We start from the raw sequence: 13,286 nt of genomic DNA on the forward strand, positions 1-13,286 counted from the left end.
AATGACAATTAAAGACATAGTTTTTACTGGATTACTGATCTTTGTGCCCATTTCGATCGCCGCTCATTTGTTGGACTGGGGATCGCTAGTGGTTTTTATCACCGCTGGGTTAGCAATTCTACCCCTAGCCGCTTGGATGGGCACTGCGACCGAAGAAATTGCGGTTGTGGCTGGGCCTTCTTTGGGTGGGTTGCTCAATGCTACCTTTGGCAATGCCACAGAACTGATTATTGCTTTAGTCGCCTTGCGGGCAGGATTGATTGATGTTGTCAAAGCCAGCATCACGGGATCAATCATTGGCAACTTACTCCTCGTCATGGGCCTCTCGATGCTGCTGGGCGGGTTGCGTTACAAAGAGCAGGAATTTCAACCTATTGTGGCGCGTGTAAACGCGTCTTCGATGAACCTAGCCGTGATTGCTCTGCTGCTACCCACCGCAGTGAATGTCACCTCAACCGGGATCAGCCCCATCACTATTCAGAAGCTATCGATCGCTGTAGCTCTAGTTTTAATTGTGGTTTATGGCCTGACTCTCTTGTTCTCCATGCGGACCCACACTTATCTCTATGATGTGGGACTGGCAGAACTGGCCCCCGAAGAACTTGCCGAGGCAAACTTAGCCCCGGATGGCTCTGAGCATAAAGTCAATCTACCCTTGTGGATCGGAGTTTTGTTAGGTGCCACGCTTTTAGTTGCAGTGGAATCAGAGTTGCTAGTGGACACCCTAGAAGTCGCTACAACTCGCCTCGGCCTGACTTCTCTCTTTACAGGAGTGATTTTATTACCCATTGTCGGTAATGCTGCAGAACATGCAACGGCTGTGACCGTGGCCATGAAAAACAAAATGGATCTTTCCGTATCAGTAGCGGTCGGTTCTAGCTTGCAAATTGCTTTATTTGTGGCTCCGGTGTTGGTTTTAGCAGGATGGCTGATGGACCAGCCGATGGATCTAAACTTCAATCCTTTTGAGCTAGTTGCCGTTGCCGTTGCTGTTCTAATTGCCAACTCGATTAGTTCGGATGGTCGCTCTAATTGGCTAGAGGGGACTTTGCTCCTAGCTGCTTACTTAGTTCTAGGATTTGCTTTTTACTTTCACCCTGTAGTCGAGGGTCTGATCTAGCGAAATTACCAGACGAGCTATAGCTTCTCAATCTATTTCTGGAGGTAAAGACGCAACTTAATGTCTTTGCCTCCTAATTTTTAAGAGCAATGTCTCACAAGGACAAAGTCATGAGTCTGACACTGAGTTGCTTAGTACTTTATTAAGTCAGTAGTAAAAAATTTAGGTAGCAGATTTTACTAATTAGTTGGGAAACATACATATAGTTTGCCAGGTGTGTTTCTGATAAGAACCTGGCTGAACCTTTAGAAAAGCTCTGAAGCGTGTAAATCTTAGCTGAGCGCTCAAATGCGATCGCTGAGTAAAACCGGATACTCATTGTTCAGGCACCCAATCTACTTCTGACTAGTGAGTGGCTCAGGGCATTTCTTTGAAAGTCTGTCTTCCTCACCCTTGACTGATTGGAGTAACAAGCCTGAATGACTGGTAAGCAAATTTCTCAAAAGAGTGGTCTGGTAGATTTAACGGCTTGGACTGCTTCAAAACTAAAGTCAGGAATGACTCAAGCCGTTCTGGATGCCCTAAAAGGCAACGTCTCAGTGGTTGGAAACCAAGTAGGCTCAGCTTGGCGGCAGGCTCAGCTCCAGTCTACTTTCTCGGTCTATCCAGCCTTGGTGTCATCTGTTGCTTTTAGTGCAGATGGACAGACCTTAATTTGTGGTCATTCTGCTTGGGGTGGGCAACCTGGTCACACCATTAAAGTGTGGCACCGACAAACCCGAAAACTTCTTAATAGCTTTCCGAGTCATATTGGTTCTGTCAGTTCCATCGCTGTTAGCTCTATAGCTATAAACGCTAAGCTAGCCAGTATTGGCACCGCTCCAGATGACCAGCTAGAAACTGCCCAAGAAGTCCATCCCTACTTAGTTAGTAGTAGTGCTGATGAGGACGCCATTAAAGTTTGGGATCTACGAAGCAGAACTCTATTACACACCCTAAGAGACCATATGGCTGGAGTTAAGACTGTCGCGATCGCTTCCGATGGCCAAATAGCAGCTAGTGGCAGCTATGACAATAGCGTTAAACTCTGGGCTCTCTCTACAGGCACGTTGCAGCAAACTTTCTTGGGCCATACGGATACAGTCAGTGGCGTCGCGTTCGATCCCCAAGGCCAAGTGCTAGCAAGTTGCAGCTATGACCAAACCATCAAGCTTTGGGATCTTAAGACAGGCGAACTCTTAAGTACGTTAGTTGGTCATTCCCATCGAATTACTTCTCTGGCTTTTAGCCCCGACGGTTCTATCTTGGCGAGTGCTAGTGAGGATAAAACAATCAGGCTGTGGAACTGGGCCAGTGGTGAACTGCAAATAATTCTGAATGGACACGCAGGTGATGTTTTAGCCGTAGCCTTTAGCCCTGATGGACAAATCGTAGCTAGTGGTAGTGCCGATGAAACCGTGAAGCTTTGGTGCCCTCTAACTGGCAGATTACTTCGAACCTTCGGTAAGTCCTGGAACCGTCTACTGCCTGGTCATGCCAAATGGGTGAGTACAGTTAGCTTTAGCCCGGATGGTTGTTCTTTAGCCAGCGGTTGTACCGACGGCAGCATCAAAATCTGGAGCTGTACTAAATAAGTGGTAAAACAAAGCGATCGCCCACTGTTTACGTTGGAGTTACGTTGCAGGAGGCGATCGCTTACTGTTAAAAACTTTGCGTTCAGTTAAACCGTTAACGATGCATGTGCTGTTCTAACAATTGCTTAGCTCTAGGTTTAAAGAGTAGGTAGAACAAAGACTCTAAATAGCGGAGCATATCTTCTCGGTCTTCCTGAGAAGTGTAATTCCAGAAGCCATAAATCTTAGCCAGCGACAACAAGCGCGTGGTATGGATTCTCCAAGTGTAAGTACTGTAAACCCGCTCTACGCCTCGGATAGAGATTTCTTGCCAGTAGTCTGGATTTTGCTCACACTTAGAAACAAACTCCAGAATCTTCTCAGCCATTTCGTCTAGTTTTGTCGGGTTGATGTAGAAGCCATTCACCCGATCCTGAATAATTTCTAAGGGTCCACCAAACTGAGTGGCAAACGTGGGTATACCAGAAATCATGGCTTCTAGAATCGTCAAGCCGAACGCTTCAAACAGTGCTGGCTGCACAAAGATGCCTTGGTGATCCGCAATGACGCGATAAATTTCACCGGAATCAGTCTTGGGCAAACGCACCCCCAACCAACGAATCTTGCCGTGAAGATTGTATTCATCAATGATGCGATAGAGCTTTTCCATCTCGCTAGCTTCTTCGCGATCTGCTGTATCCTCTACCCGCAACTTACCTGCCACCAAAATCAGATTGCAGCGCTCTTGCAGTTCTGGACTGCGACCAAAACACTCGGCTAACCCAGTCAAGTTTTTAATGCGATCGAGTCTCGCCATGGAAAACAAGGGCTGTTTGCTCGGATCATCAAGCTTTCCATAGACCTGCTCTGGGTCATCCAGCGTGAAAAGCAAATCCTCTAAGCGATCGCGATCGTCAGGTAAGCGATCTTCGCTGCGGGTATAGGGGAAGTAAACCGCTTCATTTACTCCTGGCGGGACCACATTAAACTTAGGGCTAAACAGCTCCACACCATTCACCACATGGTAAAGCTCTGGCATAGTAAAGCACTTGTAAGACTCATACTGACCAATGCTGTCAGGTGTCCCTACAATTTCCTGATAAGTGCTGCTGATAATGAAATTCGCAGCGTTCATGGCAATCAAGTCTGCCGTGAACTGGAGCGAGAAGTGGTATTGCTCCTCGGAATCTTGCCAGTAGAGGTTGCTGAACAGGTACTTTGACTTTTCCAAAGCATGGGCAACATTACATTGCGTGACTTTCAGACGACGGGCTAACAAAAAGGCCACTAAATTGCCGTCTGAATAGTTGCCTACAATCAAGTCAGGTCGGCCTTCAAACTCTGCCAGAAGCTCTCTCTCAGAATCGATCGCGTAGGTTTCCAAATAAGGCCAGATTTCAAAGCGGGAAATCCAGCTTTGAGTCAGATTTGGATTGAAATCCCGGAAAGGAACTCGCAAAATCCACGCATTATCCGTACCGTGGACTTTTTCTAAACGCTGATTACAACGAGTGCCATCACTATTGGGGATTAACCGACTGAGAATAATGACCTTAGGTTTTACCTTTGTCACATCCAATCCAGCCAGACACAAATCCTCTTGGAGTTGCTTCTCTAAACTCTTGGCTTGGTCGAGCACGTAGACAACTTGACCGCCTGTGTCTGGTCGTCCCAATACGCCTTCTTGACCAAACCAACCGTGAGGAGACACTAAAACCACTCGGAACACCATTGGAATCCGAGAGATGAAAGCTTCCAAAGTTTGGTGGTCTGGGGAATCAACTAGTTCGTCTAAAAGCTCTAGGGTTTCCTTAACCCGACCCGCGGTGTTCCCCCAACCGGGTTCAAAACCCATTGATTGAAAATCAAAGCGAAAGGTTTCGTACGCAGCCGTATCTGGACGCCCACTGACAAATTGCAGAGCCTTTTTGACCTGGGAAGAAAGCTCACCCTGACTTTTGATGCGTTCGTTAATTAAGAGTTGGGTTCCGTTGTGACGGTGGAGACTCAAAAACTTAAATAGCGCTTCTAACCATTCCTGTGGGTCTTGAAACAACTTACTGGATAGAAAGCGGTTGAGAAACTGAACGCCTTTACCAATATTCTTGGGATCGCGAATGCTTGGCGAGTAGTCGTAAAAAGGTTGGAAATCTAGCTCTAAGACATCCCCTTCGTTGGGATGGAAGCGATTAACCAAGAGGTCACGAATATCTAACAACTCCTGTACCGTCATCACATCAACGGTGAGGTCATCTTCAGAGAGGCGAAAAACTTCTTGGCTGGCAATTTTGGGACGAACAATGAAACAGAAGCTGCCCTCATCCAAAATAATTTCTTGCGTGTAAGCAATCAGCTTACCGAGATGAGAACCATGACAAAACTGTTCAGGTTTTTCATGATGGCTACAATAAGCCGAAAATGCATTCAAAATCTCGTTGCGTAATAGGTAGCGCTGCTCTTGCTGGCGTAGGTCCCTAAGAAATTGGCGCAGATCCGTCTTCTCATTGTTGTCTAGAACGGCCTGAATCAGTTCTGACATGTCAACTCCCTTTACTCACTTGTATCAGTGTCAATAAATATGTGTTGATGTTTCGCTGAAGTAATTTTTAGCTAGATGTTGTCTGAGAAAGCTTGAGAGTCTCCAGCCTCGCATCAGCGACAGCACATCCCTTGATCAGCAAAATAGATAGCTGATATTACGACTCAACCAAGTCCTAATTAGGTTTAGTTCCCAACCCTGGCAGTAGAACACTACAAGAAGTATCTTGCAGGAGTCACCCAGACTCGAGTCTGAGATCAGTGTTTTTGGGGGTGGCTTACCTTTTCTATGAGAGATGAACCCTGCGCCTAGACCAAAAATAAGGCGACACGCCTTGCTTTGTAACTCTAGAGCGAATAAACCACCCTCCCTCTAAAGTTCGAATTCAAAACGATTGAGGACTAGGCGAGTCGTCGCCTGAAGTATTACAGCGACCCTGAAGTGAAAGGTGACCTACTAGGACGCAAAGCGATGAATTGAGCAAGTTCAGGCTCTGGTTGCGTAAGTCCAACATCTCACAGATTGCTGGTTTAATCCGTAAAGCTACTAATAAAAGGATGGGCTTCCGATAAAGAAACCACGAAGAACAGCCACCTGTGAGTATTAATCCGGGCTAGAATCCGGTGGTGGTTGCGGTGAAGTAAAGTACAAAGCTCGGACTTGAGGTCCGAATACCACAACATCGTCATGAGCTAAATCCCACGCTCGATGCTTACGACCGTTAATCATTAGGCCATTTGTGCTGCGCTTACCCCCTAAAGCACCATCTACAATCTGGTAAATATAGGTACCGTCATCTCGAAGAATCTTGAGCAAAGTTGCATGTTGCCGAGACACAAACTGGGAGTGTAGGCAAATATCACTTTTAGGGTCGCGACCAATGGAGTAGGAAGATTTCCCAAGGGTGATTTCCCTAGTTCCCTGCTCATCTTCTAGAACAAAAATTGGTTGCTGCTGGGTATCGTTGGTCCCTGGATGAGCAATAAAAACGGATGTTTCATTTGCTTCGATCGCAGCTTCGTCTAAGGGGTTTAACTCTGAATAGCCCCGACCATACCAAACAGGATTGGTGGTTGGTTGCTTGTAAGCTAGACCCGATCGCTCTAGAGCACAGCTACGACCATAACTAGCCGCTTGGTCGTTAGGTTCAATTTCTAGCGCTCGATCATAGCTGGCGATCGCCTCACTATACCTAGTAAGTTCAATCAAAGCATTGCCTCGATTGCGCCAAGCTAAGTAATAATCTGGCTTGAGCTGTAACGCTCTGTCATAGCTGGCGATCGCCTCGACATATTGATTGAACCCATACAAGAGAGCATTGCCGCGATTTTGCCAAGCTTGGTAATGTCCTGAATTAACTTGTAATGCTCTGTCATAGCTGGCGATCGCGTCGGCATACTGCCCCAAACCATATTGTTGAGCATCGCCGCGATTTTGCCAAATTACGCAAGCTACATCTTTGGGGGGTTGTAGTTGTAGTGCTCTATCGTAGCTGGCGATCGCATCGTTGTAAGTACCTAAGTTTTCTAATGCCAAACCACGTTCATACCAGACATCAAAGCAATCTGGTCTGACTCTAAGAACGCAGTCATAACTCACAACCGCTTGCTCGTACTCTTTTTGGGTTGCAGAGAGAAGACCCTGCTGAAACCAGAGTAGAGGTTCGCCACTGAGGGGAAGTTGACCTGTGTCAAGCATGGCTTGAATTATTCAGTAAATCTGAGCTGAATGCTAATAGGGCAGTAAGGCTCAGATGGGACAAATTTCTATCAAAGGAAGTTAATCCTGACAGAAGCAAAACTTGCTAGGGCTTTTACGTCTTTACCAGTATAAGTAAACCTGGAGACTACTGTCTCTGCCTTAGGTCACTGCTTTGACTGTCACAAATACATTAATTTATATAGCGATCGCGATTTCAAATGGGATGTGCCTTTCACAGCCCACCAATTTTATAAATCATTTTAAGACTGCTATAGTCGCTGAGTGACTGCTTTAACAGGAAAACTTAGCAATAGTTGAGTTTTGGATCTAAAAAAATACTTAGAGCTAACCAATAAAACACTTCTTTAAACTAAGCAACCTAAAAGTTGAATAATCTGGCCGATAACTAGAGTTGACCAGCAAAGAATTCTGACTCATTGCCGGGCCTAGCCTACTCAAGTAACTGATCAGCAGCTCGTGCTACAAACTTGCAAGCCTCAAAATAGCGCTTGATACTCCGCATATTGCTGCATCTCGTTAAAAATGGGCTCTGTTTTAGCCATCAGTCGATGCAGGTTGGGGCTAAGGTCAAAAGCTCGATACAGATTGTTGATAGTTAACTCTACATCCCCTAACAAAGCGTAGCAACAGGCTTTGCCATACCAGGCATTTGGATTGGAGGATTCACTGTTTAGAGAGTGCTCGAAGCTAGCTAGAGCCTCTTGGCAACGTTCTAGCTTGATTAGCACAATGCCCCGGTAGTTCCAAGCATAGTGACAACGGGGTTTGATCGTCACGGCATTTTCAAGGCTGGTGAGTGCATCCGAGTAGCGCCCTAGATATGCCAACGCTACACCGCGCTTGTACCATGCCTGGTACTTGTCAGGCTTAAATTCTAAAACTTTGTCAAAAGCCGCGATCGCTTCTTTATATTGGCAAAGATGACTGAGAGCATTGCCTTTGTTGTACCAAGCTCGGTAGTCATCGCGACTCCATTTAATAATGCGATCGAAGCAAACCACCGCTTCTTCGTAACGGTTCAGTCTACCTAGGGAAATGCCTTTGCCATGCCAGGCTGGAGCAAATTTAGGGGCTAAGGAAATAGCTCGCTCAAAACTTACAAGTGCTTCTTCGTAGCGCTCTAAATGTTCTAAAGCATAGCCGCGATCGCACCAAGCCTGATAATTGTCTGGTTTTAGCTCCAACACGCGATCGTATCGATCGATCGCGCCTTCATAGCGTCCGAGTTCACTCAAAACATGCCCTTGACTATACCAAGTCTGAGACCCTTGACTCTGGTCCATATCACCGAGATTGGAATTAAAACATTACTGAGTCAATTCCTGTATAACATTATCCCTTCCGGATTAATTATTTCTTCCTAACACTAAAATTTGGAAGTCTAGACTTTGGCGGATTGGCTTAAAACAAGCGTCTATCTTAGCCATTGTTCGGTATACATTCGGGCTTTGCTCGATTGCCTTCTGTAAACATTTAAACGCTTGATTGAGATTTTCCTGGGCAATGTAACAGCGGGCCATGCTGTACCAAGCTCCTGGATTATGCGACTTCGCCGCGAGTGATTGGTCAAAGCTATCAATCGCTTCGCTGTAACGTTTTAATTTCGCTAAGGCAATACCTCGGTAGTTCCAAGCGTAGTAGCAATTCGCTTTAATCATGAGAGCCCGGTCGAAATTGCTAATCGCATCTTCATAAAAAGTCAGCTCGGCTAAAGCGGTTCCTCGGTGATACCAAGCTCTGTAGTAATCAGGCTTGAGATGTAGCGTGCGATCAAAGCTGAGGATGGCTTCGGCATGTCGGCGCAAGCGCACTAAAGCATTGCCGTGGTTATACCAGGCTTTCGGATCTTCTGGTTCTAGCTCTAAAGCTTTAGCAAAGCTCTCGATTGCACCTTCATATTGATGACTTTGAGCTTGAGCAATGCCCTTGCCATGCCAAGCCAGGACAAAATCTGGTTGCAGAGCAATGGCTTGGCTAAAACTGGCGATCGCATCTACATAACGCCGCAAGTGGGACAAAGCATACCCGCGATAACTCCAAGCCTCAAAATCATCCGGTTGCTTCTCTAGCACTCGGTCATATCTAGTGATAGCCCCTTCATAGCGGCCTAACCCATAAAGGGTGTTTCCGTGGTTATACCAGGCACGAGAGTCTTGATCTGGACTCATATTGCACCGCAGCATGAGGTAGAGCCTGCCTTAATCATAAGAATGTTTGTTGGTGACCGAAAGCTAGACTTCAAATTTAGCCTAGGTTATATCAGTTTAGTGATGGGGCTTATAAGCTTAAGCTACCCAACTTATATGAGTATCCAACAGAACTTATACCTTGCTTAGAGCTTGCAGGCTCGCTGCGTGTATTTACAGGTTCTGCCAACAATTCATCGGGCTAGAGAATGGAGGAAGGGAGCCCGAAGCGATCTGAGCTGTTTCAGGGTTAGGTTTTGGGGCTAAGGCGATCGCTTGGATCAATTGAGCAACTGTTTGAGCAGTTTGAGTATGAGAGAGCGTTGCTTTAGCAATCGTTTGCATTAATTGGTCAACCTGGTGAGATGCCTCCAAAATCTGTTCTATGCTGCTGCGCTGGGCATCTTCCATCTGGATACCCCTCATTAAGTTCATTGATTCCATGTCTAGCTCTCTTGATGCAGGATGCAGTTCCAGAACTCCAGCTTGAGGTGGTGCTGTCTCCAAATTAGGGTTGATGCTCAATGAGGAGGTTTGTAGCGCAATTTGATGAATCAACGAAACGACTTGCGAGATTTTCTGAGAAGACTCATCGAGTTGCTGCGCTTTCTTCGCTGTATGAGCCACCGTTTCGCGCAGTTTGAGGAGGCGCTTGACAGTTTTATCTATGGCTGTTCCTTGCAGCCCAGTCGACGTTGCAATTTCGGTAGCTTGCTGAGCGTTGACGGCTACTGCTTGAACAGATTGTGTGATTTGTTCCCCAGCATTGAGGGCTTGAGCAAGCTCTGCGGTCTGTCTCGCTGCAACTTGAGTGAGCTGAAGGGTAACAGATTCATGCTCGCCTGCGGCAGGATTAATTTGCTCTGCTGTTCTTACCATTTGAATAATCATGCTCCGCAGTTCTTTGCCAAACCTATTTAGTCCTATCAAATCGGCTCTGTCTGTAGCCTTCTAGAGATTACAGGTAGGTGCTTTAACACCAGGCCCATAACTCCAGCTCGGGCCTAAAGCTCACACCTGATTGAGCCTGAAATTTTAGATACAGCTTGGGTACTTCTATAGTGCAGGCGGAGACAGATAAACTAATCAGACAAATGTCTCAACTGTCTCAGGCATTTTGCGGATTTTAAGCTTTGGCTGCTGCTTACACCAGGATTGAATGGGGAAGTCATGATGAATGCACTAGGGAATATGTCCTTTCGAGTTGAGCGCGACTCGATGGGAGAGCGACAGATTCCAGCAGAAACTTATTATGGAATTCAAACTCTACGAGCGATCGAGAACTTTCCCATTAGTGGTCTCAAACCCTTACCAACTTATGTTGATGCTTGCGTACTGATTAAAAAGGCAACCGCGATCGCTAACGGTGAGCTAGGTTGCATTACGCCAGAAGTCGCTCAGGCGATTGTTCAAGCAGCCGATGAAGTGCTGTCTGGGAAGTTGCGCGATCAGTTTGTGGTGGATGTGTATCAAGCAGGCGCAGGCACCTCGCACCACATGAATGTGAATGAAGTCTTGGCGAACCGAGCCTTGGAGCTTTTGGGTGACGAGAAAGGCAATTATAAGCGGGTCAACCCTAACGACCACGTCAACTATGGCCAATCAACCAATGATGTCATCCCCACTGCTATTCGGATTGGTGGATTGCTGGCACTAGAGCATACTCTGTATCCTGCTTTGTCTGGGGCGATCGCGGCACTGGATACTAAAGCCGAGGAGTTCCAAGATATTGTGCGATCGGGTCGCACCCACTTACAAGATGCGGTTCCGGTGCGCTTGGGTGAAAATTTCCGAGCTTGGGCGCAGATCCTCACGGACCATTTGACTCGCCTAGAAACTGCTTCCCAAGATTTGATGGTGTTGGGCTTGGGTGGCAGTGCTGCGGGAACGGGGCTGAATACCCATCCGCAATATTGCGATCGCGTAGCCCAAATTTTGTCCCAGTTGCTCGATCAACCGCTGCGTCCTGCACCTCACTTGATGGCGGCGATGCAGAGCATGGCTCCGTTTGTGAACGTGTCGGGAGCACTGCGGAATTTGGCTCAAGATTGCGTCAAAATCTCTCACGACTTGCGCTTGATGGACTCTGGCCCTAAGACTGGCCTGAAGGAAATTCAACTTCCCCCAGTGCAGCCTGGTTCCTCGATCATGCCTGGGAAGTACAATCCGGTAATGGCTGAGATGACCTCAATGGTTTGCTTTCAGGTCATGGGTTACGACGCAGCGATCGCGCTGGCGGCTCAAGCAGGGCAACTGGAACTCAACGTGATGATGCCGTTGATTGCTTACAACCTGATCCACAGCATCGAAATTCTAGGCAACACATTGGCAGCTTTGACAGAACGTTGCATCAACGGCATTACAGCCAATCGCGATCGCTGCGCTTACTACGCCGAAGGTAGCCTCGCCTTGGTGACCGCTTTGAATCCTCACATCGGTTATCTCAACGCCGCCGCTGTCGCCAAAGAATCTTTAGAAACAGGCAAATCCCTGCGCCAGATCGTACTAGAGCAAGGTTTGATGAACCCTGAAGAAATAGCTAAAGTTCTAGATCTAGAGCAAATGAGCGCGATGCCTAAGCCAGAGAGTGCATGATGGCGATCGCCCCTGCCAAACTAGCTTAGAGACTTGAAGCGTTGCGGTTGAAAATGCCCGCAATTTTCAAAGAAAAGGTACAGAAATTCCCATCTCTGAGCGGTTCAACTTAAGATGAATCATTTCTGGATTGCAAACACTAGTAAGAGGGCTTATGTATAGCCAGGAATCCGAGCCAACCCCGACTTACATTACCTTTCACTACTTGAACGGTCAGTCAGACTCATTCAACATTCATCACTTGACTGAGCCTGGAGTGACGCGACAAGACATTCGGCAAGAAATTCGGCGGTTTCTGAGTGAAGGGTGGTGGGTCGTCAAACTACCAGACGAAACCCTCTTCATCAATGCCAGCCAGGTAGTGAAAATCGAGATGAAGCCACCGATCACCTCGCTAGAAGGAGAAGGAGTGCTCTCAGAAGCTCAGTGGGTGACCGCCCTAAATCGGCCTCGATAGAGATTGACTTCCCAGATGCAACAGGGCTGAATTTTAGGTAGGTTCTATGCCTTTAATCGCAACTGATAGAGGCTAGCATCCGCAGGCCCTGGCTGCTTCTCGATTCACCTTCTGTGTTTCACCCATCATTCCGCTTGACTATGACATCATTACAACCTTGTGTGAGCTTGCTGCGAGCTGACTCTTACGAACTGAGTCAACTTCGAGCCAGTTTGGAGCAATTACTAGAGCCTTTGGGCGGGATGAGTGCCTTTATCAAACCGGGCGATCGCGTCCTGCTGAAGCCAAACTTACTGACAGGTGCGCGTCCTGGCAAAGAATGTATTACTCGCGCTGAATTGGTTTACTGTGTCGCTCAAATGGTTCAAGCGGCGGGCGGTCAGCCATTTTTAGGAGATAGCCCTGCCTTTGGTAGTGCCAGAGGAGTCGCAGTAGCTAATGGCTATTTGCCCTTGATTGAAGAGCTGAATTTGCCGATTGTAGAATTCAGTGGCAAACGGTACGAAACCGTGAGTGAAAACTTCAATCATTTGTTGCTGTCTAAGGAAGTGATGGATGCGGATGTGGTGATCAACCTGCCAAAGGTGAAATCCCACGTCCAACTGACTTTGACACTCGCAGTCAAGAATTTGTTTGGCTGTGTCCCTGGCAAGATGAAAGCTTGGTGGCACATGGAAGCAGGCAAAGATAGCCAGCGCTTTGGTGAAATGTTGGTCGAGACGGCACGAGCGATCGCCCCTGACCTCACGATCGTTGATGGCATTATTGGTCACGAAGGCAACGGCCCTAGTGGTGGTGAACCTCGCCATCTGGGTGTGATTGGGGCCTCCACCAACGTCTTCGCCCTCGATCGCGCCTTGCTCGAAATTCTCAATGTTGACCCTGCCACAGTACCTATCACAGCGGCAGCTCAACGGTTAGGGCTAAACGTAGAGCCAGCAGATATGCAGTTTCCGCATTTGCGCCCCGAAGACCTTAAAATTCTGGATTGGCAGCTACCCACCCGCATGATGGCGATCGATTTTGCCATGCCTCGCGTGCTCAAGTCTACGTTTAGGCATTTCTACATTCGCTTCATCAAGGAGCCAATGAGTGCGTATGCTGGACGCTAAAT

The 13,286-nt window shown here is 47.3% G+C and carries 10 protein-coding genes; 5 read left to right on the forward strand and 5 right to left on the reverse strand.

All coding sequences use genetic code 11. From position 1 onward, the window contains the following. Nucleotide 1 precedes the first annotated feature (1 nt). Nucleotides 2-1,120 carry a calcium/proton exchanger gene (gene cax / locus NDA01_RS01580; RefSeq protein ID WP_190434003.1) on the forward strand — a complete coding sequence of 373 codons (1,119 nt, stop codon included), beginning with the start codon at nucleotides 2-4 and terminating at the stop codon, nucleotides 1,118-1,120. A 419-nt stretch (nucleotides 1,121-1,539) separates the two neighbouring features. Then, complete coding sequence (locus tag NDA01_RS01585; RefSeq protein WP_348226630.1) at nucleotides 1,540-2,694, forward strand: WD40 repeat domain-containing protein; 1,155 nt, start codon at nucleotides 1,540-1,542, stop codon at nucleotides 2,692-2,694. Nucleotides 2,695-2,788: 94 nt separating this feature from the next. Here the strand turns inward: NDA01_RS01585 and NDA01_RS01590 are convergent, their stop codons facing one another. The 5 genes from NDA01_RS01590 to NDA01_RS01610 form a co-directional block, all read right to left on the reverse strand. Continuing rightward, nucleotides 2,789-5,212, reverse strand: coding sequence for a sucrose synthase (locus NDA01_RS01590; RefSeq protein WP_348226631.1), 2,424 nt, complete (start codon nucleotides 5,210-5,212; stop codon nucleotides 2,789-2,791). 603 nt (nucleotides 5,213-5,815) lie between these two features. Continuing rightward, nucleotides 5,816-6,910: a tetratricopeptide repeat protein gene (locus NDA01_RS01595; protein ID WP_348226632.1), complete on the reverse strand. Its 1,095-nt coding sequence runs from the start codon at nucleotides 6,908-6,910 to the stop codon at nucleotides 5,816-5,818. Nucleotides 6,911-7,410: 500 nt separating this feature from the next. Then, the gene (locus NDA01_RS01600; protein WP_190433993.1) at nucleotides 7,411-8,217 is read right to left on the reverse strand and encodes a tetratricopeptide repeat protein; all 807 of its coding nucleotides are present in this window, start codon (nucleotides 8,215-8,217) and stop codon (nucleotides 7,411-7,413) included. Between the two features lie 63 nt (nucleotides 8,218-8,280). Then, nucleotides 8,281-9,102: a tetratricopeptide repeat protein gene (locus NDA01_RS01605; protein ID WP_348226633.1), complete on the reverse strand. Its 822-nt coding sequence runs from the start codon at nucleotides 9,100-9,102 to the stop codon at nucleotides 8,281-8,283. Between the two features lie 192 nt (nucleotides 9,103-9,294). Continuing rightward, nucleotides 9,295-10,011: a methyl-accepting chemotaxis protein gene (locus NDA01_RS01610; protein WP_348226634.1), complete on the reverse strand. Its 717-nt coding sequence runs from the start codon at nucleotides 10,009-10,011 to the stop codon at nucleotides 9,295-9,297. A 279-nt stretch (nucleotides 10,012-10,290) separates the two neighbouring features. Here NDA01_RS01610 and NDA01_RS01615 point away from each other — a divergent pair, with 279 nt between their 5' ends. The 3 genes from NDA01_RS01615 (at nucleotide 10,291) to NDA01_RS01625 (ending at nucleotide 13,284) form a co-directional block, all read left to right on the forward strand. Continuing rightward, nucleotides 10,291-11,715: an aspartate ammonia-lyase gene (locus NDA01_RS01615; protein WP_431193284.1), complete on the forward strand. Its 1,425-nt coding sequence runs from the start codon at nucleotides 10,291-10,293 to the stop codon at nucleotides 11,713-11,715. A 154-nt stretch (nucleotides 11,716-11,869) separates the two neighbouring features. Next, complete coding sequence (locus NDA01_RS01620) at nucleotides 11,870-12,172, forward strand: hypothetical protein (protein WP_190433987.1); 303 nt, start codon at nucleotides 11,870-11,872, stop codon at nucleotides 12,170-12,172. Between the two features lie 140 nt (nucleotides 12,173-12,312). Further along, entirely contained in the window at nucleotides 12,313-13,284 is a 972-nt protein-coding gene (locus NDA01_RS01625; RefSeq protein ID WP_348226635.1) for an Npun_F2552 family protein, read from the forward strand. Nucleotides 13,285-13,286 lie beyond the last annotated feature (2 nt).

The sequence above is a fragment of the Trichocoleus desertorum AS-A10 genome, assembly GCF_039962155.1.
Classification (GTDB): Bacteria; Cyanobacteriota; Cyanobacteriia; order FACHB-46; family FACHB-46; genus Trichocoleus.